General features: G+C 50.2%; 25 protein-coding genes. 11 read left to right on the forward strand and 14 right to left on the reverse strand.

The features are described from left to right. Positions 1-20: 20 nt before the first annotated feature. Entirely contained in the window at positions 21-2,531 is a 2,511-nt protein-coding gene (locus AR688_RS18560; RefSeq protein WP_068237645.1) for a TonB-dependent receptor plug domain-containing protein, read from the reverse strand. 334 nt (positions 2,532-2,865) lie between these two features. Here AR688_RS18560 and AR688_RS18570 point away from each other — a divergent pair, with 334 nt between their 5' ends. Together AR688_RS18570 and AR688_RS18575 are read left to right on the forward strand one after the other, a co-directional pair. Next, a complete protein-coding gene (locus AR688_RS18570; RefSeq protein WP_068237651.1) occupies positions 2,866-3,609 on the forward strand; it encodes a LytR/AlgR family response regulator transcription factor in 744 nt (247 codons plus the stop codon). A gap of 68 nt (positions 3,610-3,677) precedes the next feature. Further along, the gene (locus AR688_RS18575; RefSeq protein WP_068237653.1) at positions 3,678-4,391 is read left to right on the forward strand and encodes a VC0807 family protein; all 714 of its coding nucleotides are present in this window, start codon (positions 3,678-3,680) and stop codon (positions 4,389-4,391) included. Here the strand turns inward: AR688_RS18575 and AR688_RS18580 are convergent. Continuing rightward, positions 4,378-5,214: an ion transporter gene (locus tag AR688_RS18580; RefSeq protein ID WP_068237657.1), complete on the reverse strand. Its 837-nt coding sequence runs from the start codon at positions 5,212-5,214 to the stop codon at positions 4,378-4,380. The genes AR688_RS18575 and AR688_RS18580 overlap by 14 nt on opposite strands. A gap of 293 nt (positions 5,215-5,507) precedes the next feature. Here AR688_RS18580 and AR688_RS18585 point away from each other — a divergent pair, with 293 nt between their 5' ends. The 4 genes from AR688_RS18585 (at position 5,508) to AR688_RS18600 (ending at position 8,470) form a co-directional block, all read left to right on the forward strand. After that, entirely contained in the window at positions 5,508-6,983 is a 1,476-nt protein-coding gene (locus AR688_RS18585; protein ID WP_156420354.1) for a pectate lyase family protein, read from the forward strand. Positions 6,984-7,293: 310 nt separating this feature from the next. Continuing rightward, positions 7,294-7,599 (forward strand): hypothetical protein, encoded by a 306-nt coding sequence (locus AR688_RS20295; RefSeq protein WP_068237660.1) that lies wholly within the window; start codon positions 7,294-7,296, stop codon positions 7,597-7,599. A gap of 103 nt (positions 7,600-7,702) precedes the next feature. Further along, positions 7,703-7,918 carry a hypothetical protein gene (locus AR688_RS18595; protein ID WP_068237663.1) on the forward strand — a complete coding sequence of 72 codons (216 nt, stop codon included), beginning with the start codon at positions 7,703-7,705 and terminating at the stop codon, positions 7,916-7,918. A 120-nt stretch (positions 7,919-8,038) separates the two neighbouring features. After that, complete coding sequence (locus AR688_RS18600) at positions 8,039-8,470, forward strand: HD domain-containing protein (protein ID WP_068237666.1); 432 nt, start codon at positions 8,039-8,041, stop codon at positions 8,468-8,470. A gap of 199 nt (positions 8,471-8,669) precedes the next feature. On the opposite strand, the gene AR688_RS18605 is transcribed toward AR688_RS18600, so the two are convergent. Continuing rightward, entirely contained in the window at positions 8,670-9,842 is a 1,173-nt protein-coding gene (locus AR688_RS18605; RefSeq protein WP_068237669.1) for a cystathionine beta-lyase, read from the reverse strand. 215 nt (positions 9,843-10,057) lie between these two features. Between AR688_RS18605 and AR688_RS18610 the strand changes: the two genes are divergently transcribed. Next, positions 10,058-12,556, forward strand: a complete 2,499-nt coding sequence (locus AR688_RS18610; protein ID WP_068237672.1) for a TonB-dependent receptor plug domain-containing protein — start codon at positions 10,058-10,060, stop codon at positions 12,554-12,556. Between the two features lie 58 nt (positions 12,557-12,614). On the opposite strand, the gene AR688_RS18615 is transcribed toward AR688_RS18610, so the two are convergent. Continuing rightward, positions 12,615-13,385: an EAL domain-containing protein gene (locus tag AR688_RS18615; RefSeq protein ID WP_068237675.1), complete on the reverse strand. Its 771-nt coding sequence runs from the start codon at positions 13,383-13,385 to the stop codon at positions 12,615-12,617. Between the two features lie 228 nt (positions 13,386-13,613). Here AR688_RS18615 and ubiD point away from each other — a divergent pair, with 228 nt between their 5' ends. The 3 genes from ubiD to fre are packed head-to-tail and all read left to right on the forward strand — an operon-like array spanning position 13,614 to position 16,113. Beyond that, a complete protein-coding gene (ubiD, locus tag AR688_RS18620) occupies positions 13,614-15,104 on the forward strand; it encodes a 4-hydroxy-3-polyprenylbenzoate decarboxylase (protein WP_068237678.1) in 1,491 nt (496 codons plus the stop codon). After that, positions 15,101-15,379: a 2Fe-2S iron-sulfur cluster-binding protein gene (locus tag AR688_RS18625; RefSeq protein WP_068237682.1), complete on the forward strand. Its 279-nt coding sequence runs from the start codon at positions 15,101-15,103 to the stop codon at positions 15,377-15,379. Before ubiD ends, AR688_RS18625 begins: the two co-directional genes overlap by 4 nt. Before the next feature lie 26 nt (positions 15,380-15,405). Beyond that, positions 15,406-16,113, forward strand: coding sequence for an NAD(P)H-flavin reductase (gene fre, locus AR688_RS18630; protein WP_068237687.1), 708 nt, complete (start codon positions 15,406-15,408; stop codon positions 16,111-16,113). A gap of 44 nt (positions 16,114-16,157) precedes the next feature. Here the strand turns inward: fre and AR688_RS18635 are convergent, their stop codons facing one another. Continuing rightward, positions 16,158-17,477: a TonB family protein gene (locus tag AR688_RS18635; RefSeq protein ID WP_068237690.1), complete on the reverse strand. Its 1,320-nt coding sequence runs from the start codon at positions 17,475-17,477 to the stop codon at positions 16,158-16,160. Between the two features lie 162 nt (positions 17,478-17,639). Between AR688_RS18635 and AR688_RS18640 the strand changes: the two genes are divergently transcribed. Next, the gene (locus tag AR688_RS18640) at positions 17,640-18,050 is read left to right on the forward strand and encodes an acyl-CoA thioesterase (RefSeq protein ID WP_068237693.1); all 411 of its coding nucleotides are present in this window, start codon (positions 17,640-17,642) and stop codon (positions 18,048-18,050) included. Here the strand turns inward: AR688_RS18640 and AR688_RS18645 are convergent, their stop codons facing one another. The 9 genes from AR688_RS18645 to cyaY all read right to left on the reverse strand — a co-directional run bounded on the left by AR688_RS18645 (position 18,051) and on the right by cyaY (position 26,042). Continuing rightward, positions 18,051-18,773 carry a hypothetical protein gene (locus tag AR688_RS18645; protein WP_068237696.1) on the reverse strand — a complete coding sequence of 241 codons (723 nt, stop codon included), beginning with the start codon at positions 18,771-18,773 and terminating at the stop codon, positions 18,051-18,053. Positions 18,774-18,876: 103 nt separating this feature from the next. Then, positions 18,877-20,268: a Type 1 glutamine amidotransferase-like domain-containing protein gene (locus tag AR688_RS18650; RefSeq protein WP_068237699.1), complete on the reverse strand. Its 1,392-nt coding sequence runs from the start codon at positions 20,266-20,268 to the stop codon at positions 18,877-18,879. Between the two features lie 343 nt (positions 20,269-20,611). After that, on the reverse strand, positions 20,612-21,133 hold the full coding sequence (locus AR688_RS18655) for a DNA-deoxyinosine glycosylase (RefSeq protein ID WP_068237702.1): 522 nt from the start codon (positions 21,131-21,133) through the stop codon (positions 20,612-20,614). Next, positions 21,114-22,193 carry a heme biosynthesis HemY N-terminal domain-containing protein gene (locus AR688_RS18660; protein ID WP_068237705.1) on the reverse strand — a complete coding sequence of 360 codons (1,080 nt, stop codon included), beginning with the start codon at positions 22,191-22,193 and terminating at the stop codon, positions 21,114-21,116. The genes AR688_RS18655 and AR688_RS18660 overlap by 20 nt, the downstream gene beginning before the upstream one ends. Beyond that, positions 22,190-23,326, reverse strand: coding sequence for a uroporphyrinogen-III C-methyltransferase (locus AR688_RS18665; protein ID WP_068237707.1), 1,137 nt, complete (start codon positions 23,324-23,326; stop codon positions 22,190-22,192). The genes AR688_RS18660 and AR688_RS18665 overlap by 4 nt, the downstream gene beginning before the upstream one ends. Continuing rightward, complete coding sequence (locus AR688_RS18670; RefSeq protein WP_068237710.1) at positions 23,323-24,090, reverse strand: uroporphyrinogen-III synthase; 768 nt, start codon at positions 24,088-24,090, stop codon at positions 23,323-23,325. The genes AR688_RS18665 and AR688_RS18670 overlap by 4 nt, the downstream gene beginning before the upstream one ends. Then, positions 24,087-25,016 (reverse strand): hydroxymethylbilane synthase, encoded by a 930-nt coding sequence (gene hemC / locus AR688_RS18675; RefSeq protein WP_068237713.1) that lies wholly within the window; start codon positions 25,014-25,016, stop codon positions 24,087-24,089. The genes AR688_RS18670 and hemC overlap by 4 nt, the downstream gene beginning before the upstream one ends. 1 nt (position 25,017) lies before the next feature. After that, positions 25,018-25,698 carry an alpha/beta hydrolase gene (locus AR688_RS18680; RefSeq protein WP_068237716.1) on the reverse strand — a complete coding sequence of 227 codons (681 nt, stop codon included), beginning with the start codon at positions 25,696-25,698 and terminating at the stop codon, positions 25,018-25,020. Between the two features lie 26 nt (positions 25,699-25,724). After that, on the reverse strand, positions 25,725-26,042 hold the full coding sequence (gene cyaY, locus AR688_RS18685) for an iron donor protein CyaY (RefSeq protein ID WP_068237789.1): 318 nt from the start codon (positions 26,040-26,042) through the stop codon (positions 25,725-25,727). Positions 26,043-26,111: the final 69 nt, after the last annotated feature.

Genomic DNA, 26,111 nt, shown 5'->3' on the forward strand with positions numbered 1-26,111 from the left:
TGGTATTACAACAGCAAAACTTAGAACTTGTAAGTTACGCCACCGTAGATCTGACGACCGATAGTGTCGAATACTTCGGGCACTGTGCCACCGTCGCTGCCATTAGCAACACGTGAAGGCTCTTCGTCGGTCAGGTTTTTCACACCCAGTGATACACTCAGGCCATCAGTAATAAAGTAACTGGCAGCAACATTGTGATATAGCACGGCGTCAATACGTGAACCATCGGCTAAGTACTCTGTTTTACCGATATAACGGTTAAAGTACGTTACGTTCCAGTCACCTTGGCCAGCCTGAATGCTGAAGTTGTTACGCAGTTCAGCATAGCCACCGAAGTTACCATCGATGGTGTTGGTGTAATCCAGACCGTCTTGCTTAAACTTCAGTAACCAGGTGGTATCGTTGTTGATATTCCAGGTTAAACCTAAGCCTTCAAAGCGATAGGCAATGTTTAAGTCAATACCGCTGGTATCCTGATCACCTACGTTAGTTAACGGGTTAGTAAAGTTAGATAAATCACCCTCTGGCGTAATGCTGAAGGTTTCACAGGCAGTAACATCACCGGCAAAACAGTTATTTAAACCGGCTTGTGCATCTAAACGCGTAATAGCGTTTGATACTTTAAAGCGCCAGTAATCCACTGTCATTGACAGGCCTTCAATTTGCGCAGGTGATAACACCACACCGGCGGTGAAAGATTCTGACTCTTCCGGCTCAATATTGGCATCTGAGGTGTAGTTCACCAGAATTTGCGGGTCTTGCTCATTGCCCCATGGATCATCCAGGTAATCATAAGAACCTGTGTTACCACCGAACAGCTCACTAACATTAGGCGCGCGGAAACCGGTAGCGGCTACACCACGGAACATAATCTCGTCTGACAGTTCATAGGTTAAACCCACTTTCCAGGTGCTGGCTTTACCGAAGGTAGAGTAATCATCAAAACGCAGCGCAAATTCACCGGTCAGTTTTTCACTGAATGGCACGCTAACTTCCTGATAGAAAGACACAACTTCGTAGCTGCCATTAGTAGGATCTTGCTGGGCTGCAGTGCCTTCACCGGCCACAATTACCGGGTCCGGGTTGTAGAAGCCGCTGTCACGGCGGTATTCAGCACCCACAGCAAAACCTACAGCGCCAGCGCTTAAATCAAATAAATCACCGCTTAATACACCGGCAACAATATGCTGCTTATTGCCACCGTTGGCTTGCTCAAAGTAGCCGATATCATCAACAATAGCCGGCGTTAATGGCGCACCGCTAAACCAGGCAGCCTGATTCGCATACACAGAATCAGCCATATTTACAGCATTAATTGAATTAGCTACTGAAGTGTCTGCTTCGTTTTTACCAAAGGTGTAAGACACATCCCAGTTCATACCGGTGTGAACATCCAGCGTACCGGCTAAACCGGCCGATAAACGTAAGGTATCGGTGTCTTGCTCATATACCCGCGGGCCAACATCATTAGTACGACGGCGGTAATTAATACGGCCGGTATCATCTGCTGCCAGGCCACCAGCAGTCATAGCGGGTGTCAGCGTAATACATTGCACCAGATCAGCACCTGGCGCACCGCAGACATCCAGCATAATGTCGCCTGGCTGAGCAGCCAGTTGCTGATCTGATTTACGTTTGGTGTACAGCGCATCGGCAGTAAATACCAGATCATTACCCAGCTCTTGGGTTGCGTTAGCAAACAGGCTGTAACGCTTGCTTGGTGTCTGGTACCAGCTGTCTTGAGTAAAATCATAACCCGTGCTGCGATCTACCCACTGCCCCTGGGCATTTTGTACTTTACCACCCAAAGTACCGGTAGGAATAAACGAGCTTGCGCCAGCCTCTGTCCAGTCACGATCAGACTGAATAACGCCTTTACGGTCTGAGTAAGCCGCACCAATAGTATAGTTACCGCGGTCAGTGCTAAAGCCATACAGCGCACTTAGCTCGCCGGTTTCACCGTCGCCTTTGTCTGTGCTGCTGCCGTTTAAATCAACCTGAAAGCCTTCAAAATCTTTTTTGGTAATAATGTTTACCACACCGGCAATGGCGTCAGAGCCATATACTGCAGAAGCGCCGTCTTTTAAAATTTCAACGCGGGCGATCATCGCTACCGGGATAGAGTTTAAGTCCACTGCACTGTCAGCACCTGAACCTGAGTTAACCATACGGCGGCCGTTCAGCAATACCAGAGTACGTTGTGAACCCATACCACGTAAGTCTACCTGAGCAACACCGTCTGCACCGTTGTTGGTGGTTGAGCCCACTGCAGCACCAGCCATAGAGGTTTGCGCCTGCAACAGCTGGTCAACCGACGTAAAGCCTTCCATGCGGATAGCTGCTGCGTCAATTACAGTAATAGGTGATGCGGTTTCCATGTCCTGACGCTGAATGCGCGAACCGGTTACTTCAATACGTTCAACCTTGGCAGTTTCTTCCTGTGCTACTGCCACAGAACTGAAGCCAACTGCAGATACCGGCGCAGCCAGCAAAGCAAAGCGCACTGCTTTGCCGATAATAGATTTTTGCATGTTATTCCCCCTGGAAGTCTTCAATGAGACTGCCGTTGTTATAAGTGGTGGTTTTTCCGGCGCTGACGCTACTGTTCTTTTGTTACCAATACCAGCACAAATACGCCAACACGGGGTTTGCCGTGACAAACAGGAGGAAATACAGTGTCGGCATACTATGCTGTATAAATTTGTAAAAATTGCCGCCAAAGCCACAGAAATTAAGGCCAACGCTATTTGGTAACTTAACGGCCTCTGTTACACTGCGCGCCCTTTAAGCCCCATGGGACAGGGAACTGACATTCATCAACTTGGTCAGAGCTGTTCCACGCTGTTAATTTTTCCCGAGTCGGATATGAAACTAAGCTGTTTAATAGTGGACGACGAACCTTTAGCCAGGGCTGGCATAAGACACCTTTTAAGTCAGCAACAGCAATTTGAAATTGCCGCTGAGGCAGATAACGGCAACGATGCCCTGCGCTTAGCAGAGCTGCATCAGCCGGATATTATTTTTCTGGATATACAAATGCCGGGGCTGGATGGCCTGAATGTGTTTAAACAGCTGGCGAACAAACCGGCCGTTATTTTTTGCAGCGCCTATGCCGAGCACGCAGTTACTGCCTTTGATTTAAGCGCAGTGGATTACCTGCTTAAACCCTTTAGTGCCGAGCGGTTTCAGCAGGCCCTGTTTAAAGCCTGTGGCAAAATAATTGATAAGCTAGGCCGTAACAGTGAAAAAGCTGAGCAAGGTAGCGACTACATAGAGCGTATAACGATACGTGATCCGGGCCGGTTACGTATTGTTGAAGTTAACGATATCAGTTGGATTGAAAGTGCCGGTAACTATGTCGATATTCATGTGTATTCACAGCAAAAAAGCTACCTGCTGCGCGATACCATGGCTGCGATAGAAAGCAAACTGGACCCGGCCATCTTTGCGCGTATTCACCGCTCGTCTATCGTCCGTAAAAGCGACATCATTGAATTGCGCCCCGGTGATAAAGGCGATGCCGAAGTGGTGTTAAAATGCGGCACGCTGCTTACCATGTCACGCCGCCACCGCGCGGCATTGGCAGAGCTGTTTGGTCAGATAGCCTGACAGCTTAGCTGCTGGGCAAAGGGTAAAAGCTTGGTATACTGCCAGCACCGAAGATTAGGGTAAACACCATGACAACAGAGCAGCACACAAGCACACCTGCCAAACAAAAAAAATCAGGCTTTCTTAGCAATTTACTGATTAACGTCGTGATCCCGGCGGTAGTGTTAAGCCGCTTTAGCGGTGAAGATGCACTGGGGCCGGTATGGGCAGTGGTGGTGGCACTGGCATTTCCGCTGCTGTTTGGTGTGTGGGAGTTAAAACAATCCGGCAAGGTTAACTTTTTTTCGGTGTTGGGTATTGTCAGCGTATTACTGACCGGTGGTATTAGTTTACTGCAGCTCGACCCTTCTTATATTGCCATTAAAGAAGCACTGATCCCGGGCTTAATTGGCGTTATTGTGCTGGTAAGCCAATACACGCCCTATCCTTTTGTAAAAAAGCTGCTGATCAACCCCGAACTGCTGGATACCGACAAACTGCATCAGGCTTTAGCAGCGCAGAATAACAGCGCAGAGTTTGACCGGCGCATGGCACGGGCCGGCTATATTGTCGCCGCGTCGTTCTTTATGTCATCGGTACTGAATTATGTGCTGGCCAAAGCCATAGTGGTAAGCCAGCCAGGCACCACCGCTTATGCCGAAGAGCTGGGCCGGATGACCTGGCTTAGCTACCCGGTAATAGTGGTGCCCAGCATGATTATGCTGCTGGGCTCCGTCTGGTATATTTTCCGGCAGATCGGCAAATTAACCGGCCAGTCACTGGAAGATTTTATTCTGCAGTAGGCGCTTTTAACTGCGAGCGCAGTGCTACCAACTCCTGTTGCAATTGCTGCATCTGTAGCAGCAGTTGCTGCTGCGTGGCTTTATCGGCGTCGTGCTCGGCCTGGTGCTCTTCATCGTGCATACTTTGTACGGCATTAACAATTACCGCGATAAACAAATTAAGCATGGTAAAGGTAGCAATAAGAATAAAAGGCACAAAAAACAGCCAGGCATAAGGAAATTGCTCCATTACCGGCCGGGCGATACCCATAGACCAGCTTTCCAGTGTCATTACCTGAAACAGCGTATAAAGTGATGCGCCTAAACTGCCAAACCAGTCTGGGAAGGCCTCACCAAACAGTTTGGTCACCATAACCGCTGCTACGTAGTACACCAGGCCCAGCACCATAGCAATTGACAGCATGCCATTGAGTGACTGCACCAAAGCGCCGACAATTTTGCGCATCGATGGCACAAAAGTTAACACCCTCAGTACCCGCAGCACACGCAGTGCCCGCAATACCGAAAACGGCCCGCTGGCAGGCAACAACGCAATAGACACCACGATAAAATCAAACACGCTCCAGGCATCTTTAAAAAAGGCCAGCCGGTGTACATATAGCCGCAGCAGAATCTCCAGTACAAACACCGTTAAAATGGCCTGGTCCAGCAGATAAATTGCCGGCCCCGCCACGGCCATCACGCCCGGCATGGTTTCCAGCCCCAGTGTGGCAGCGTTAACCAGGATCAATGCCAGCAGCAGCCGCTGCACGGTATTGTTTTCAATAAAATGCTTACACCGCTGCTGTACCGACGGCGCTGTTGTTACTACTTCACTGCTCATGCTGCACCTCAAATTAATCGCTGCGCCATTGTATGTCAGCCAAGGCGCAGATCAATTACCTAAAGGCCTGCATCAGCAGAAAAACTTGTCTGATAAATTTATTACATGCTAAAAATTACTTTTAATTTACCTTTTATGATCAAGGTGTTGGTTTTAGCCCTGCGGAAAAATTCTGATATCCACTACAGCTTCCAGATATGGAATAGCCAGTATCAAGCCTCTGTTGCAGGCTTAACCCGCACCGGCAATAACAGCGGTGCTACAAAAAAATAAATCAACAGAGGATAAGGCAAATGCAATATGGCAAATCAATACGCTTGTCGGTATTAACTACTGCGCTGGCATTCAGCGCTGTGGCACAGGCAAATAATCTGGCAATTACCGGCCCGGGTGCTGGTGCTGACGGTTCCAGCAAAGCCAGCGGTGTCAGTTATGGCGATGTAAAAGACGCCAACCTGCAAAGCTACTGGCAACCGTCCAGCAACAGCGGGCAACGGGTGTCGGTTAAATGGAGCAGCGCTATCAGCGCTAATCAGGTGATACTGCGTGAGCAGGGTAGTAATGTAACCAGCTGGCGGCTGGTGAATAATGACAACGGCGCGGTACTTGCTACCGGGACCAGCATAGGTAGCAACAGAACAGTTAACTTCAGCACTGTTAGCGCAAAAAAACTTAACCTGGAAATACTGACCGCCAGCGGTGCGCCGCGTATTGCTGAGTTTGAAGTGTATTTAAATACCGATGGCGGCAACCCGCCCGATCCAACCGACCCTACTGACCCAACTGACCCGACCGATCCTGAACCCGGCCCAATCACCTCTTGTGCTGCATCACCGCAAGGCTATGCCTCGCTTAACGGCGGCACTACCGGCGGCAGCGGCAGCAATGCAGTAACCGTAACGGTAAGCACCGGCGCTCAGATAGTGTCGGCACTGCAAAACCGTGATTTAAACCGGCCACTCACTATCCGCGTTAACGGCACTATTACGCCGGGTAACTCTGGCGGAGTCAGTAAGTTTGATATAAAAGACATGGATAACGTTAGTGTTATCGGTGTGGGCAACAATGCGTTGTTTGATGGTATCGGCATTAAAATCTTCCGTGCTAATAACGTGATTATCCGCAACCTTAAACTACGCTACGTTAACACCGGCGATAAAGACGCCATTACCATTGAAGGCCCGGCGCGCAATATCTGGATTGATCACAACGAAATCTTCAACAGCCTGGATGTCGGTAAAGATTTTTACGACGAGCTGATCAGCGGTAAAAAAGACGTTGATAACGTAACTATCTCTTACAACTACCTGCACGACAGCTGGAAAACCTCGTTGTGGGGCAGCAGTGATTCCGACAACTACAACCGCCGTATTACCTTTCACCATAACTACTGGCATAAGGTAAATTCACGCCTGCCGCTGTTCCGCTTTGGCCAGGGCCATATTTACAATAATTACTACAACGACATTCAGGACACCGGTATTAACAGCCGGATGGGTGCGGTAATTCGCATTGAAAACAATGTGTTTGAAAACGCGAAAAACCCGATAGTGTCGTTTTATTCCAGCGGCTACGGCTATTGGGACACCCGCGGTAATAGCTTTAGCAATATTACCTGGCAGGAATACCCAAGCGACGGCATTATCGCCGGGCCAAATGTACAGCCAACAGCAGTGCTAAACCTACCCTACAGCTTTAACCTGTTAGCCACCAATCAGGTAAAAGCCCACGTACTGGCCAACGCCGGCGTAAATAAATGTAGTTTCTAACCAAAGCAGCAGGCGGCAGCGCCGCCTGCTTAACTGCCCCCCACCTCAGTACTAGGCGACAAATAAAACGGCCATAAAACCAAGTAAATATAAATGGTTAAAGCTCCAGTAATTACGCCTGAGTTTTTTATCAACAACTTGCGGGTGCCTCACCCGTAATTTGCTGGCTCAAACCTGCTACAAGTTTAAAATGCTTGATTTACAAACAGCTACAAGCCTAGACTGGATGCAATTTTGCAACTTGCGGGATCTTAAACACGCAACTCGCGGGTTTTGATCCTCTGAATAAGCTGTTATGTGACTCGATAAGATGAAACTACCAACAAAGAATGAAATTATCACTGGCTGCATATTCCTGCTAGTTGGGGTGTTGATATTGGCTTTTTTGCCAAAGTTTTCAAATGTTGGCTGGTATGCAATATTTTTTGGAATCACAGTGTATGGTTTTCCAGGGCCTCAACTCAGAGAAAAGTACAAACAAACAGAGGAAACAAAGGCGCGTTGGCGGCAAATTGCCAAAGCTGAAAGTTCAAAAAGCTTAAGCTGGTGGGCATCTCCGTTTCCTTATGCTTTATTAGTCTGTTTAGTAGTGTTTGTTTTTGCAATCGTCACATAACAAACAAATATTATCGCCAGCAAAAAGCGCTGGCTGCGACGTCAACCCGCTGCGCGGCTTTCCGCGCTAAATTTGGGCGTTATAAGCTTATAAGGAGTTAAGTTTGAATATCAATGCAACTGTTCTAGGTCAGTTTTTTATATTTTTTATCCCTTTAATGGGGATACTCAGTTATTACTTAGGAAAACGAAAAACGCAGACGCCAAAGCTGGCGACATTTTTTGGAATTCTGTTGGCTTTTATTCCTCCGTTCGCACTTCTTTATATAATGGTTTTGATCATTAAAAATGATATCCATCATGCAGAAAATCCGAGATAAAGCAGTGTTCGACGCTTATGACAAGGCCAGTCTGCATCGCTCCCTTTGGTCGCTGGACCTCAAACCGCTGCGCGGGTTTCGGCCTGTACTGCGAGCGTTATGTCACGGAGGGCTTAAAAAATGGCAACATTAGAACGAGCAATTGAGATCGCTGCGAAAGCGCATGCTGGGCAGGTCGATAAAGCCGGGCAGCCGTATATTTTGCACCCTATTCAGGTAATGCTTCGGGTAACAGGCACAGAAACCAGAATCGCTGCAATCCTTCACGATGTGATAGAAGACTCTGAATTCACCATCGAAGATCTCCGAAAGGAAGGTTTTTCCAATGTGGTTTTGCTGGCGGTAGCCGCACTTACAAAGCGCGAAAATGAAAGCCGCATTGATGCGGCCTTAAGGGCTTCTGAAAACGAGATCGCTCGAATCGTAAAGTTGGCAGATAATGCAGAAAATATGGATTTGAGTCGTATCGCCAACCCCACGGACAAGGATTACGCCCGGTTAAAGGAATACGAAAAGGTGAGGGAAATTCTGATTGGGAGCAGCAACGCCTAACCGGGCGGCTATTATATTGTGAATTTCCCTTTAGCCACGCGTGTTAAACGACGTTAGGCACTCATTATGAAAGCATTAGAGCTACAGAAAAATTACTCTTCGAAGGGTGCAATTCAACTAATTTAGCAGTATTAAGCCGAGGGGGATGATGCTTTTTTTCTGGCCGCGTTAGCGGCCAGCTTATTGTGCAAGCGCCGGCTCAGCTTACCTGATTAAACCGGCTAAACGCTGCTTCCAAATCTGCCAGTAAATCTTCTACATCTTCCAGGCCTATATGCAGGCGGATTAACGGCCCGCTGTAAGCCCAGGTGGTGGCGCTGCGCAGGTTTTGCACTTTCATCGTGGCGGTAATTAAACTCTCAAACCCGCCCCAGGAAAAGCCCATTTTAAAATGCGCCATACCTTCAACAAAAGCTTCTACCTGCTGCTGGCTACCCTGCTTTAACACAAACGAAAACAAGCCGTTGCTGCCGCTAAAATCACGCTGAAAAATGCTGTGGCCGGGGTGTGTTGGTAGTGCCGGGTGTAGCACAGTTTCAACCTCCGGCCTTTGCGCCAGCCAGTTGGCTACTTTAAGTGCACTTTGCTCGTGCTGTTTTAACCGTACCGACAAGGTGCGCAAACCGCGCAGCGCGGTGTAGGCGTCGTCGGCAGAGGCGCAATAACCCATTAAATAGCTGTGTTCGCGCAATTGCGGCCAGTGTTTTTCATTGGCACTGGCGGTGCCCAGCATCACATCAGAATGGCCGACAATATACTTGGTGGCCGATTGCACAGAGATATCCACCCCCAGCTCAAATGGCTGGCATAAAATGGGCGAGGCCCAGGTATTGTCCAAAATAGTGACGATATTATGCTGGCGCGCCACGGCGGTAATGGCCGGAATATCCTGCATTTCAAAGGTTAACGAGCCTGGCGATTCGAGAAAAATCACTTTGGTATTGGGCTTTATTAAACTGCTAATCGCCGCACCTATTTGCGGATCGTAATAGCTTATGTCAATTCCCAGCCCGGCCAGCAGCTTGTCGCACAGGCTGCGTGTTGGCTCGTAGGCGCTGTCAACCATTAACAGGTGATCACCGCTTTGTAAAAATGCCAGCAGTGCCCCGCTAATGGCTGCGGCACCGCACGGATACAACGCACAACCGGCGCCGCCTTCCAGCTCGCAGATGGCTTCTTGCAAGGCAAAATGGGTATCGGTGCCACGGCGGCCATAAAACGGCACCCGGTTACCGCGATTTTGCGTGGCATGTTTTAACTGGGCAAAGGTATCAAACACTATGGTAGAGGCCCGCACCACTGGCGGGTTTACTACGTTGCCGGTATAGCTTTTGCTGCGGCCAGCATGAATAAGCCGGGTATCTTTTTTCATTTTTCTGCCCTTGTCAGTAAACCATTTCAATTTAAGTCGGGTATAAAGACTTCTGGATGTCTGCAATATAGCTGCTATATTGCCATAAGGTTAAACGCTTGTCGTCTGCTGCAGTAATAGTTGAAGCACGTAACCAACTTTGGATCTCGCCAAGCCTTGTTTGACAAAGGTTACAACGGCATCTAGGGTTTTGAAAATAACCAGGAGAAAAACAAATGCGCAACTTTACCCTTACACCCTTAACACTGGCTATTGCCGCAGTTTTTATTACCCCAGGGTTATCTGCGCAGCAAGCTGGTTCAGCCGCAGCAGCGGAAGACGAAAAAATAGAGCAAATTGTGGTAACCGGCACCCGGGTAGCCGGCCGTTCGGTATCCGATACCGCCGTACCTATCGATATTGTCAGCGCGGTTACGCTGGAGCGCTCTGGTACAACAGAGCTGAACCAGGCGCTGTCGGTGGCCTTACCGTCATTTAACTTTCCCCGCCCCGGCCTGGCCGATGGTACTGACACTATCCGCCCGGCAACATTGCGCGGCTTGGGCCCGGACCAATCACTGGTGCTGGTTAACTCAAAGCGGCGCCACTCAGCGTCTTTGGTTAACGTAAACGGCACTGTTGGCCGGGGTTCGTCGGCGGTGGATCTGAATACTATTCCAATGGGCGCAGTAAGTGCTATTGAAGTACTGCGCGACGGCGCCTCAGCCCAGTATGGCTCGGATGCTATTGCCGGGGTGTTAAACGTACGCCTGCGCGAAGCCAGTGAAGGCGGCAATTTTACGGCCTCTTACGGTTACCGTGAAAGTAACTACACCACGCCCACTACCCCGCCGCCAGATGGTGCCAACTGGAGTGCACCAGACCGGATAGAACGTGGTGTCAGCGATGGCGAAACGATGAATTTATCGGGTTGGAAAGGCTTTAATCTGGCCGATCAGGGTTTTGTTACGGTAGCCGTTGAATACAAAGATGCTGATCGCACCGAGCGTGGTGGCTACGATCATCGCCAGCAATATCCGCTGGTAAACGGTGAGTTTGACCCTCGTGAAGCAACAATAGAACGTTTTAATGCCTGGTACGGCGAGCCTGAAGTGCAGCAGTTTACCTTATTTGTAAACGCCGGTCTGGATGTAGGCCCCGGCAAACTTTACAGCTGGCTGAGTTATCAGGACAGAGCGGCAAAATCCGGCGGTTTCTTTCGCCGGGCAATAGATGATCGTAACGTTATTGAAGTACACCCAGATGGCTTTTTGCCAATTATTGCCCCCGATGTTACCGACACTAGCTCCGCAGTGGGTTATGAATGGGACATGGGTGACTGGAGTTTTGATGCCTCTGTGGTGTACGGTTTTAACGAAATGGAATTTACCATTGAAAACACCGTTAACCGCTCAATTGGCCCCAGCAGTGCAACCGAGTTTGACGCCGGTGGTTTTAACTATGATCAGGTTGTCGGTAACTTTTCTGCGGTAACATCGTTCGATGTACCGGCTTTAGCCTCACCCGTTAACCTGGCAACAGGTGTTGAACTACGCCGTGAAAGCTACACCATTTTTGCCGGAGAGCCAGGCTCTTACCTCAACGGTGGTGTATTGCTGCCCAACGGCAACCCTACCCAATCGGGTGCGCAGGTGTTTCCGGGGTTCAGGCTGGCTAATCAGGTAAATGAAAGCCGTGAATCGGTTGGCGTTTTTGTCGATCTGGAAGCTAACCTTACTGATAACGTTTTAGGTTCTGTTGCCGTGCGGGCAGAAGATTACTCCGATTTTGGCAGTAATGTTACCGGTAAACTGGCGCTGCGTTACGATATTACCGACAGCTTTGCGCTACGTGGTTCATTGCAAAATGGCTTTCGTGCACCATCGCTGCAACAGCAGTATTTTACCAGTACTTCAACCAACTTTATCAACGGCGTGCCGTTTGATATCACGACCTTTCCGGTTAATGACCCGGTTGCTGTGGCGTTAGGCGCCCAGCCGCTGGACGCAGAAGAGTCGGTTAACCTGTCGTTAGGTACGGTATTCCGTATCGGTGATGTGTCTGTCACTATTGATGGTTACCAGATTGATATTGACGACCGTATCGTGCTGTCAGAAAACCTTACCGCAGCGAATGTGCGCGATTACCTCACTGATCAGGGCTTTATCGGCATAGGTGGCGGCCGCTTCTTTATTAACGGCGTAGACACCGAAACCAAAGGTATTGATCTGGTTGTCAACTGGGCATTACCTACCGATGCACTGGGTGATTTTGACTTAACCTTCGTGGCTAACTACAACGAAACCAAGGTTACCCGCACGCCGCAAACCGACGAGCTGGCCGCATTGGACCCGGCACCTGAGTTGTTTGGCCGCGTAAACGTGCTGACCTTTGAAAAAGGCAACCCGAAAGACAAACTGGGAGCTATTGTAAACTGGAGCCACGAGCGGGTTGGTGCCACCTTACGGGCCACACGCTATGGCGAGGTGCTGACACCGGGTACCACCGCAGCAACTGACTTTACGCTGGGTGCCAGAACATTGGTAGATATTGAGGGCAGGCTTGATGTTACTGACAGCTGGCGGCTGGCGGTAGGTATGGATAATATCTTTGATCAATACCCAGAAGCCTTCCCGGTGTCATTAAACAGCACCGGCAATACACCTTACTCTAACTACTCACCGTATGGCCGTTCGGGCCGGTTAATTTATGCCAAAGTAAGCTACAACTTCTGATAACACCTATTCTGATAAAACCAAGGCGCCTTTTTTGATAAAACTAAGGCGCCTTTTTTCACAGCAGGTTATTGATCTGCCCGCTTTCAAGCAGCACTTCTAACTGGGGTTTGGCAAAATAATAGCCCTGCAGATAACGAATACCCACTGATGTCAGGTAATCCAGCTCGGCTTTAGTTTCAATGCCTTCTGCCAACACTTTGGTGCCCTGCAATTCGCATTGCGCTATGGTTTGCTCAACAATAAATTGCTTGGCCGGGTTTTGCTCTATATTGCGGATCAGCTGCATATCCAGCTTTAAGATATGTGGCTTTAGTTCAATCAGCCAGTCAAGGGTAGCGTAACCCGAGCCGTAGTCATCAATAGCGGTTTGAAAGCCGCGCCTGGCATAACTGCGAAAAATACGGTTTAAATGTTCTTTATCCGGGATTTGCTCACCTTCGGTTACTTCAAAAATCAGCCTGCGCAGGTCAAAACCATATAAATCGGCAGCCTCAATGGTGGCTTTAATACAGGTGTCGGGGTTGTATACTGCGTTAGGCAAAAAATTGATATGCAAAAAGGTGTTACAGCCTAAGCGGGCCGCTGTTTCGATGGCTTTTACCCTGCAGGCCTGATCAAAGTAGTATTTGTTGTTGTCATTAATATGCTGAAACACCCAGCCAGCGCCCTCGCCCTGCGGCCCGCGCACCAGCGCTTCATAACCAAATATGGCTTTGGTTTGCCAGTCGATAATCGGCTGAAATGCCATACGGATCTGAAAGCCCAGCGCCTCGCCGCTTAAACAATCACGGCAGGTTTGTTGTTTAATACTGTCGGGAAACTGCATAAACTGTTAGTTAACTTTAGCCATCTGATGAGCTGACTTTAACGTTGTTAGCGCTATCTTGCCAGTGATATTGTCCCGATATGCACTTTTGCCAATACCCGGTTTACGCATCGCAGCCGCATAGCAGGCTAAAACTGGCATGAGCAGCACAGAGCTGTATAATGTCATCATTCTGATCTAAGTGGCATTTGTGGCGTAACTATGCCCTTTTGCTGTTAAAAGGCCGCTATGAAATACAAAGATTTACGTGATTTTATTGCACAGCTGGAGCAACGTGGTGAACTGGTACGGGTAACCGCTGAAGTAGACCCAGTACTGGAAATGACCGAAATTGCCGATCGCACCCTGCGCGCTGGCGGCCCTGCGATTTTATTTGAAAACCCCAAAGGCAGCCGTATTCCGGTACTGGCCAACCTGTTTGGTACCCCGCAGCGGGTAGCACTGGGTATGGGCCAGGAAGACGTTTCTGCACTACGTGAAGTAGGCAAATTACTGGCTTTTTTAAAAGAGCCCGAACCACCAAAAGGCCTAAAAGACGCCTTTAGCAAGCTGCCTATTTTTAAGCAGGTGCTGAATATGTCGCCCAAACAGGTGAAAAAAGCCCCCTGCCAGGACGTTGTACTTAGCGGCGATGAAGTTGATTTAACTCAACTGCCTATTATGACCTGCTGGCCCGGCGATGCCGCGCCGTTAATTACCTGGGGTTTAACCGTGACTAAGGGGCCGCATAAAGAGCGGCAAAACCTCGGTATTTACCGCCAGCAGTTGCTGGGTAAAAACAAACTGATTATGCGTTGGCTGTCGCACCGTGGTGGCGCGCTGGACTTTTACGAGTTTCAAAAAGCCAACCCTGGCCAGCGTTTTCCGGTGGCGGTGGCGCTGGGCGCGGATCCTGCCACCATTTTAGGCGCGGTAACACCGGTACCGGATACCTTATCAGAATACGGCTTTGCCGGTTTATTGCGTGGCGATAATACTGAAGTAGTTAAATGTATCAGCAACGATTTGCAGGTACCAGCCAGCGCTGAATTTGTGCTCGAAGGTTACCTTGAGCCGGGCGAAATGGCGCCCGAAGGCCCGTACGGCGACCACACCGGTTACTACAATGAAGTAGATAACTTTCCGGTATTTACCGTTACCCATATTACCCGGCGCAAAGATCCTATTTATCACAGCACCTATACCGGCCGGCCGCCAGATGAACCCGCCATTCTGGGCGTGGCGTTAAACGAAGTATTTGTGCCGATACTGCAAAAGCAGTTTCCGGAAATTACCGACTTTTATCTGCCGCCTGAAGGCTGCTCGTACCGGCTGGCTATAGTGACGATGAAAAAGCAATATCCCGGCCACGCTAAGCGCGTGATGATGGGGGTATGGTCATTCCTGCGCCAGTTTATGTACACCAAGTTTGTCATTGTCTGCGATGACGACATTAACGCACGCGACTGGCAGGATGTAATTTGGGCTATTACTACCCGGATGGACCCGGCCCGCGATACCACACTGGTAGAAAACACACCGATTGACTACCTCGATTTTGCCTCGCCGGTATCAGGCTTAGGCTCAAAAATGGGTATGGATGCTACCAATAAATGGCCGGGCGAAACCACGCGCGAATGGGGCGAACCGATAGTAATGGACCCGGCAGTAAAACAACGCATAGACGATATCTGGCCAACGCTGGGTATTACACTGCCGCTAAAGGACACCCCGCTGTGAATTATCTGGTTACTATCACACCGGCACAGCTGAGTTTTGCTGTGCAGCAAGATGAAACTATCCTTGCGGCAGCGCTACGTAATGGGATAGATTTTCCACATCGTTGCCGCCAGGGCGTGTGTACCAGCTGTGTCTGTAAGCTAAAAAGTGGTGAGGTGCGCTACAACGAACCGCAACCGCTAACCGAACTGGACAAACAACAGCAGTTTACCTACTGTTGTTTAGCCTACCCAAAAACTGATCTGGTTTTACACCACCCTTTTATCCGTGGCTAAGCCGTAAGGCCATTGCGAAGAGCACTATGACAACAATTTCCTGTAATGTAGATTTAATCGAAGCCCTCACCCCAACCGTAAACCGGGTGTTGTTAACGCCGGCACAACCGGTCAGTTTTGCCAGTGGCCAGTATTTGCAGCTGTGTTTAAGCGACAGCGATAAAAGGCCGTTTTCCATCGCCAGTATACCGGGCCAGCGCCAGCTGGAACTGCATATTGGTGGCGCAGTTGCCGATCCTTACGCCAGCCAGGCATTGGCGCACCTGATGCAACAACATCAGCAACAACTACCGGTGCTGGCTGAAATTGGTTTAGGCAATGCCCAGTTTCGCGCCGACAGCGAGCGGCCACTTATTTTACTGGCTGGTGGTACCGGGTTTTCTTATATCTACAGTATTGCGCAAACAATAGCAGCAGCAAATATTGACCGGCCGGTATTTATGTACTGGGGCGTGCGTGAGCAAAGCGCTTTGTATCATGCCGATATTATGCAGGCCTGGGCAGCACAAAACAGCAAATACCGCTTTATTCCGGTGGTACAAAACCCGGATGATAGCTGGCAGGGCCGCAGCGGCATGGTACACGAAGCCGTGTTAAATGATTTTGTCTCACTGGAGGCCTACGACATTTACGTAGCCGGGCCTTTTGCTATGGCAGGCGTAGTACGCAATGCCTTTATTGAACAAGGCGCCCAGCGCGAGCATATGTTTGCCGATGCTTTTGCCTATATCTGACATAAAAAACGCCCTTCACGGGCGTTTTTCCAATGTGCTTAACGCTACATAAACTGTTGTTTCATCTCTTTTGCCGGCGCGTAACTTTTTGCTATTGCCTGCTCTAACAGCGCCATCCCCTGCTCACGCTGGCCTTCCAGAATAAGCCGGGTTCCCGTCCATGCCATTACTTCAGCATCATCTTTGCCCAGTAAATAGTCTTCCCACTGTTTATCATATGCAGCCATAATGCGCTGCGCATCGATATTGCCGTTCTTCGCCGCTTGCTCCCACCAGAACATGCCAGACATTGAACGGGATAATCTTAAATATGGCGTGACACCAATACTTCTTGAGCCTACAACATCTGAATTGCGCACAATGCGGTATACATCAGTTTCAACCTTACCTTTGAGTTTCAAACCGATCAGGCTGGTTAATTCGCTCCTGGGCTCAAACGTAGCCTTGATGTGTTCGGTAATAGTGCCATCTTGTGCTACACGCACTACTGCACTGCCCCAAAAACCGTCAAAAGCGGGTTTTAATGTCGGAAGACTTTCAAATAACGAAAAATCAGCTTGTGCCACTAGTGGCAGCTCTGGGTCATACCAAAAGCCATTACCACTTTGGATCTCAATCAGAGACAACAAGGTCCCTAAAGCCAATTGGTGTTGTGGTGATCCTAATACTGCATAATCCCAAAGTTTATTGCCCAAAGCGATTTTCTCTACTGAGGAAACCTTCACTCCACCACTTAGTGAATAATCAAGCCTGACATTCAGTAAATGTTTCTGCTCGCTGGGTTCATAACGCCATTTTTTTACTGCTCTCACCGCAGACTTTTCAAAGGTATTTTCAGGAAAAGTATCCAGAGTATCGACTGCAGTAACAGTGCCCGTTTCATCTACCAGAAAACGGATTTTTACATAACCAAACACGCCATTAGCTACTGCACTCTTGGGGTATTCCGGCGGCACTCGCTTGACAGGTTGCGGCAAACTCACATCGCGCGGTTTATCTAAGTCTGTTGCTACAATCAATAAACTGCGTTTTAGCTGCGCAAACTGCTGAGTTGCCTGTTCTAGCTGCTGTTCTGACGCTTTTGCAGATAACGTTGCCAGTAATGCTGATGCTTGCTCATGCTTTAACTCTGCCGCCAACATAAAGTACGCCAGAGCTTTGGTTAGGTCTTTTTCCTGTCCATCGCCCTGATAGGCCATGGCCCCCAGATTAAAAGCTGCCAGCTCGTTAGCTAAGGGTAATAACTCAGTAAACTGCTGCTGCGCTTCAGTATAATCTTTCTGATCATATGCTTTTAACGCTTCCAGCATATCTGCATGCGCAGCGGTGCAACTCAATAATGCCAACCATAGCCACTTTTTCATCCCTAACCTCTTTGTAAGTAATATGCATCAAACTTTACCTTAAGCATCAATATTTGTAACGTTGTTTATGCTTTGTATCATTTATCAACTCAACAGATCACTGGTTTGGCCAGTTAATCTATGCCACAATCATTGCACCGAAATTAAGCACAGAGGCTTAACTTGAAACACAAAACTGTAATTAAAGTACGTGGTTACCATTTAGATATTTACCAGCATGTCAACAATGCCCGTTATCTGGAATTTTTAGAAGAAGCCCGCTGGGGTTATCTGGAGGACAGCGGCGATATCGACTGGTTTGCCAAACACAATCTGGCCTGGGTGATTGTAAATATCAACATTAACTACCGTGTTGCCGCCACCATGGGTGATCAGCTGGAAGTGTTTACCCGCTTTAGCAAAGTAGGCGGCAAAAGCGCTGTGGTAACCCAGGAAGTGCGTATTGCCGGTAAAGATGCTATTGCTGCTGATGCGCAGGTTACTTTTGTTTGCCTGGATCAGAAAACCGGTAAGGCAGTAGCGATTGAAGGCGAGCTGAAAACGCGTTTAGAGCAGCATATTGCTGAGGCCTGATTAGCGTTTGCTGTGTTTTTCCAGCGCCTGTTTCAATAAGGCGCTGCTATTCTCCTCGTCGCCGCAGGGTACTACCGCGCTGGAGGTCATCAATGCTTCAAAACCTTCTTTAGCCGGGTCAGCGAAGCGACATCCCCCTTTGGTGCGGATCAGCTGCAAGCCATTATCCAGCTGTGCAAATACCTGCAGCGCCGGATCCTTGCTTAGCTGCAGATGGCGTTTCTCTACTGTGATTTTCGCCGGTTGCTGTGCCTGTAAAAACTGCTGATAACTTGCTGCCGCGGCCTGCTCCATAGCTGCTGGAGTTGTGGTTGCCGCCCGTTCCAGGCTGCGCTGTGCAAGGCCGGATTGCGGGGCAGGCACAAGCTGCTGAGTAACCAATTGCGTTTGCGGCGCAGGCGGAGTATCCGGTCGAGCTTGCTCAACCTTTTTGCTATCTGCAGTGTCCAGTAACTTTGAAGATGGCTTTGCAGTAACGGGTTTTGCGTCCGGGGTAACCGGCTCCGGCCCTGTATCAGCTTCCGGCTGTGCTTGCTGTGTGCTTACAGGCAGCGGCTGATATAAATAAGAGACTACCGGCTCAACGTCCTTCGGTTTAACTGCCGGCGTAAACCGCACTTGCAGCAAAGCTGCCAGCAGTACCGCATGCAGCAACAGCGCCGGCACTGCCGCGCGGCGATAGGTCTGCAGCAAGCGCTTTAACGTAGTAGTAACACCAGACAAGAAATGGCTGTCCCTGCATCTGCTGTGGTTGAGTCAGCATCAGACCAGCGGGACAGCAATAAATTCCGCTATCGCAGTAACTTAGCAGCGATAGCGTTTAAGCTCAGTACGGATTGGTCGGGCTGTAAAAGCTGCCGCTGCGGCCATCTATGCTTAACAGGGTTGGGCTTACTGCCGTGCTGTTAGTCAACAGGTTATAACTTTGGCCAGGCAACAGCTTATAACGTAGCAGGTTATTGATAATCACCGGCTGGCTACAGCTGGTTTGCTGGTACTGCGTTTGGCTGTCGGCGCGCAGTACATAGACTTCATGGCTACCATCTACCACAGCGTTGCCGTTGGCGGTGATAAACAACGAAGTCGCTTCAGATACTGCCACTACGCGGCCACTGCTGCCAAGCTTAGCCTGAAACACTGCCGAACGGCCCATGCGGTCGCGCTGTTTAAAGTGAGTATCGGTAATAATGCCGTCTAACAGCGGCAATGTGAGAAAGTAGCTGCTGATATTCACTGTTTCATGGCAAAAATCGGTTACCGCTTCTGAGCTAATCGCACCCAGCACACCATCCGGATCGTAAATAAATTCACTCAACACATGGTTACCCGCCGAGGTACCACCGACGGCCCCGCCTTTGTTATACACATGCATTAACGCATCCTGCACCTTAGTGCCCTGCCACTGGTTCAGGTAATCTGACTGATCACCACCGGCGATAAAGACAAACTCGGCACTGCGGATGGCCCAATCGACATAATCGCTGTTGGCCTTGGTGCGGGTGTTAACGATAAGCGTCTCTACCGAGGCAGCATTTGTCAGGTCTTGCAGGTAATCGTTATAGGCTGCCGTGCCGGAGGTACGCAGCACCACTACATTACCGCCTTTAATATGCGGTTCTATCCGGTTGCTGAATGCCGCGTCAACATCAGCGCCACCGCCCATCAGTAACAGCGCCGGCGAGGTTAAACTGACGCAAACATCGCTGCTACCACCCAGTACGGTTGCTGATAAGCCACCCGGTTTAGCGGGCCTGGCGCCATAACTGCAATTTCCCGGTTCCGGCTCTGGCTCCGGTTCAGTGCCGCCGCCAGCGCCGTCAAAGTTTACCGTCAGTTGATAATTGCCGGTACCACTGTAACGGGTGACCTTAATAAAGTGCGGCCCGGCCGGTGAGGCAACATAGGTACCGCTTTCCGGGTTAGCGCTGCTTTGACCGGAGGCAATGTAGCTGCCGCTGGCGCGGTATAGAAACCAGTCAAAGTCAGCATTGTTGCCATGATTCAGGTTAATACTGATGTCACCGCCGGCGCTGGTGTCAAACGCATACCAGTCCTGATCGGTGCGGCTGCCAATGGCTGCCTGCACCGTTGTGCCGCTACACAGCGGGCCATCGGCCTCGCTTTCGTTATTGTTATTTTCGCTTTCTTGTTGCAAACAGGCCTGCGCATTGCCACATAGCAATAGCGCAACTACGCCTAACAGACTTAGTGCTTTCATTTTTTACTTCCTGCTTATTGTGTTGTTTTAGGAAATGGCCTAATGGCCGCAGTATTTCGCGCAGCAAAATGCCGTGCGAAAAATTCTGGTATTAGCTGAAGGGGAAATTGCTACTCGTCAAACCACTCTGACAGGTGGTAATCAGTTGAACAGTCGTGCAGGTTTGCGGGCCGGGCGACCCACTGCTGATAGTTTACAGCGCTGCATAACATTATTGGCATAACACAGCCGGATGACAGTTCAATTACTAATCAATATTGTTTGCTGCGCCGGATCTGTCAAGCCAATAACCAGCTTTATGTAAAAAAAGCCGACACGTACCGAAATTGACAAAGCACAGCAGCTAACGCAAATAAGCGCTAAGCTGACGCCATTGTTGCAGCTTTTCGCTAAAGCTCAGGGATGCATGCGCCGGGCTGGTGGAAGGTAAGCTAAGCAGTTGCAACTGTGGCGGCACTATATGCAACGGCAGCACATAACGTTTAAAACTCTGCAGGGCTTTAGCGCCATTAAAACCAATGGCGGTCAACTGTGGCTGGGTGGCAAAAAAGCCGGCAAAGTCATTTACCTGCTCATCGCGAATAGCACTGTCTAAACTGCCGGCACGGCGGCAACGGCCAATGACATCCCACAAGGCAACGCCGGCGTTGGTCAACGCCTGCACTTTTGCGTCGTAGGGTAAGGCTGCAGAGAAGCCGGCCAGCTCTGCCATAACCGGCCAGAACAAATTACGCGGATGAGCATAATATTGCTGTTGCGTCAGCGAAGCGGCGCCCGGCATACTGCCAAGTACCAGCACGCGGGCGCCCGGCTGGCTTAAGGGCGCCATGCCGGTCAACACATTGTCAGCCAAGCTTTGGCTCATATTGCCGGGCTTTTTGCAGCGCCAGTTCGGCTTGCTCCAGTTCCCCCTCTTGCTGTGCTAAATAGGCAAGCAGGGCATATAAATAGCCATTGCTGCCATGATCACGCAACCAGTTTTGGGTTTGTTTACGTAATTTCAGCACCGACTTCCCCAGCGGTATTTGCCGGATGTAAGGCAACAACTGCGGCAGCTCTGCCAGTTGTAAATGGCTTAGCAGCAGCTTTTCGGCCGCATCATTCTGGCCACTTTGCGCCAGTGCCCAGGCACGGCCAATGTTCGCGGCAGTAGATTTGCGCTCTTTGGCCGGTAAATTTTGCCAGTACTCTGCGCTTTCATCAAAACGCTGTTGCTGGCTTAGCTGGCTTATTGCCGCCGGATAAATATTAAAGCGCTGCTGCTGCCATTTATCTTTATCAAACCATTGCTGATTAATCGCCGCCGGTATCATCTGCAATAATTGCTGCCATTGTCCGGCTTGCTGCAATGCATATAAATACAGCTGGCCCAGGCCTTTGTCTTCGGTGTCTGCCGTCACTTTTTCAGCCAGCAACACGCATGCCTGCGCGGCCTGACCTTGCTGTAACAGTAAATCAGCCTGGATAAAAACCGTACTGCTGTTGTCTTCAGTCATGGTTTCAATATGGCTGTTGGCCAAAGCGACATTACCGGCATAAAACGCAGCATAAGCGGCCATCAGGCGCTTTTCGCTGTGCATAAAGTCATCGGCACAGGCTTTGGTTAAATGCTGGCTGGCCAGCTGCCATTGCTGTTTAGCATAGGCCTGCAGCCCTAACTCAAATGCCTGCTGGGCTTTACGCTGGCGGCGCCAGCGGAAAAAGTTAAATGATAGATGCTGTAAACGCAATAATTTACGCAGCAGCATAGTCACTAACCACAGCGTTGCAGCAGCCAATACCAGCGCGACAATTAAACCCAGCGCGGTCATTTCAAATACCCGCCCGGCCAGAATCACTTTGATATAGCCGGGGTTGTTTACCAGCGAGGGCCCAAGCAACATTGCTGCTGCAAGCACCAGAATGAGCAATAGCCAGCGGATCATAAGCCGCTCTCCGTCAGTTGCTGCTGATATTGCTGCAGTTGTGCCAGGCTGGTTAACGGCGATGCCTGCGGCACAGCAACGTCAACTGCAGCCAGCGAGGCCAGGTGCTGGCTTAACTGCATCACAGTTTCATCTTCACTGCTGAAATAACGCTGTAACTGATCACTGGCTTGCTGCAATGCTGCAGCATATACCTGCGGCTGTTTTTGCATTGCCGCCAGCTCTGCCAGCAGCAGCTGCTGATTTAAGCTTACACGCAGCATCAGCTGTTGTTCGGCGGTTAAACTAAAGTAATCCTCTGGTACTGCGGTGCGTACCTGAATTAATTTGCTCCAGCTTTGCTGCCAGTAGTAGCCCAGCGTCTGGCGCCAGTTCTGGATGTCGGTGTCTGGTTTTAGCTCAGGTTGGGCGGCTTTGTCCTGCTGCTTTAACGGTAATGCCATAGTTAACTTACGCATTTGCTGCAGCTGAATATGTACTTTGGTTAAATCCGGCAGGGTAATGTGGCTTAATTGCTCATTATCTGCCGCTATAGCCTGGCGTACAGGTAACAATGATGGATCGTCCAGATTAGCCAGCTTTTCATCAGCACTGGCCAATAATGCACGGGCGGTAGCGAAATCCTGCTCTAACCAGACTTTTTGTGACGCCAGTTGCAGCAGATATTCTACTTCTGCCAGCAACCAGTGCCGTGGTGGTGCACTGTCACGCTCTTGCACTAACTGCCGTAGTGCCTGAATTTGTGCCTGGCTTTGTGATGCCAGTTGTTGCTGTTGTTGCACCAGGTTTTGCTCAAGCTGCGCCAGCCGCTGCTGTTGTTCTGTTTGCAACTGCTGTTGCAGTTGCGTGCTGCTGTCTTGTTGTTGCTGGCTTTGATCGGTTAAGCGTTGCTGATTTTGTTGCAAAGTATGCGTTTGCTGCTGCAAATTTTGCCATTGAGGCCATGCCCAGTAGTAACCGCCTGCGGCTAAACCGCCTCCCAGCGCCAGTACCAGCAATAAACTTAAACCACCAGTAAAGCTACCCTTGCTGCGCACTGTTGGTTCGGTTTCTATTTGTTGCTTTAACTGCTGCAATGGCGCGTCCATTTCTGTTGCGCGCTCTTCTGTTGCACGCTCTAAGGTGTCACTCATTGATATTCCCTCTTAAGCTGGCTTATTGCAGCCAGTAACGCACTGTCATTGGCATTATCGGCAAGCGTAATACGCTCAGCGGCGATACCAAGCGCTAAAGCACTGTCTTGCATGCGTGGACTAACCAGCACCCAGTCACACTGTTGCAACCAGTGATGATGCACGGCGCTGATCACACTGAATAACTGCTGTAAAATCTCATTGCTGGTAGCCACAATACAACGAATGCCCGCCAGCTGCCACTGCTGGCACAGCAAAGCGCCGTCCAGCGGCAGCGGCACACGCTTATAGCTTTGCACATAACGTACTGTTGCACCGCGGGCTACCAGGCTCTGTTTAATCAGTTCGCGCCCGGCATTGCCACGCACTACCACTATTTGTTTACCTGCTACCTGCTGCAACTGCGGTAACTGCAGCAAACCTTCACTGCGCTGATCTTCAGGCACTATTACTTCACGCGCCAGCCAGCGCTGTAACGCCGATGCGGTAGTTTGGCCTACGGCAAATAACGGTGCGTTAAGTAAAGCAGCATCTGTTTGATTTTGCAGACAACTTACCGCACTGACACTAACAAACACCAGCATATCGGCATGTTGCAAAAACTGTTGATCCTGCGGTTTCAGCGCCATCTGGGCAGTGGTGATCAGTGGCTGATACAAATAGGCAATGCCGCTTTCGTCCAGCGTGGCCAGCAGGTTATCTGCCTTACCGGCCGGCCGGGTAATTAAAAACGGTATGGCCTCTATTGCTGTGCGCTCTGTCATGGCGCAGCCTGATATACCGCCTGTAAAATACGGTCTGCACCTTGTGACAGCAGGTATTCTGCCAGCTCGGCACCTAGCTGTTCGCCCTGTGCTACCGGGCCACGCAACTGATGGCGGATAATTTCGCTGCCATCCACGGCCCCTACCAGGCCACGCAACCACAGACTATCGCCTTCTATTACGGCAAAAGCACCAATAGGTACCTGGCATCCGCCCTGCAATTTACGGTTCATGGCCCGTTCGGCTAATACACAGCTGCGGGTTGGCGCGTGCTCCAGCGGTGCCAGCAATTGCTGCACGGCATTATCATCGCTGCGACATTCAATACCTACGGCGCCCTGGCCGTTGGCAGGCAGGCTGGTTTCTACCGGCATTAAGCTGGCTATCCGCTGCTCAAAGCCCAGCCGGATCAAACCTGCTGCGGCCAGAATAATAGCGGCAAACTCGCCGTTATCCAGCTTCGCCAGGCGGGTATTAACATTACCGCGCAAATCGCGTACGGTTAAATCGGGCCGCAAGGCTTTTATCTGGCACTGCCGGCGCAGGCTGGATGTACCCACCACGGCGCCCTGCGGCAGCTGATCTAAGCTTTTAAACTGGTTAGAAACAAAAGCATCCTGCGGGTTTTCCCGCGGGCAGATGGTATGCAGCATCAAGCCAGGCGGGAAATCCACCGGTACATCTTTCATACTGTGCACGGCAATATCGGCGCGCCCTTCCAGCATGGCTTGCTCAAGCTCTTTAACAAACAAGCCTTTGCCGCCGATTTTGGCCAGCGGGGTATCAAGAATTTTGTCACCCTGCGTCGACATCGGCACCAGTTCTACTGTCAGCTGCGGATGATGGCGTAGCAGCTCAGCTTTAACATACTCGGCCTGCCACAGCGCCAGCGCACTTTTGCGCGTTGCGATACGAATGTTGTTCATATTAACCTGCTATCGGGTTCAGTAAACGCCGCTGAATAAAACTGCTGATATCGGCCACTTCCTGCGCACAAACGCTGTGCGGCATCCGGTATTCGTGCCAGCTGACATTAAAACCGGTATTTTTCAGCGTATGAAATGCCTGCTGCCCTGCCGCCATTGGCACCACCGGATCCTGGCTGCCGTGCGCGATTAACACAGGCGTGGCTTTATTTATGCTGCTGGCTTCTTCTTTTAACTTATCTGGCGCGCACATATAGGTAGACAACGCCATTACGCCAGCCAGCTTATACGGCAAGCGCGGTAATAAATGCAGCGCTATAACGCCGCCCTGGCTAAAACCGGCCAGAATAATGCGCTCGCTGCTGATGCCATCGCTAATCAGTTTATCCAGCAATTGCTGCACTGCAGCGGCGGATTCGCGCACGCCGTCTTCGTCGGCGCGGTTGGCTAAATCCATGGTTTTTATATCGTACCAGGCGCGCATACGCATGCCGCCATTAACGGTAACCGGGCGCTCTGGCGCATGCGGAAATAAAAACCGTACACCGGCATCTGCCGGTAACCGCAGCTCGGGTACTATAGGCGAAAAACCGTGGCCGGAATCGCCCAGGCCATGCAGCCATACTACTGCAGAGCGGGTGTCGCCCTGCGCTTTAACATCAACAAAAGGAAGTAACGCCATTACACCATTCCAAAACGTCAGCGCGCTTAAGGCGCCAGATCAAGAGGCTTACCCGCCTGCTTAGCAGCGGCATCATTCAACAGCTGCCAGAACTCAGCACCGGTGCGGTTATCAATCCACTTATCGCCATGCCATTCAAAATGGTGGCCGTTAAATTTTGTCGCCACCCACAGTTGGTGCAGCGGCGGCTGCTTATTGATAATAATTTTGCTGCGGTCGGCAAAGCTGATACTAAGCAAGCCACCATGCGATTCATAATCCAGATCAGCATCGGCATCTTCTACCGCCTGCTCTACTGCCAACAGCGTATTGTCGGCCAATTCATCATATTCTAGGTCATTCATCTGCTTCACCTGTTTGCTTTTATCGCCAAGGATGCGATTATAGAGCGCAACCACCATAAAAAAATAACA

The organism is Rheinheimera sp. EpRS3 (assembly GCF_001513785.1).
Classification (GTDB): domain Bacteria; phylum Pseudomonadota; class Gammaproteobacteria; order Enterobacterales; family Alteromonadaceae; genus Alishewanella.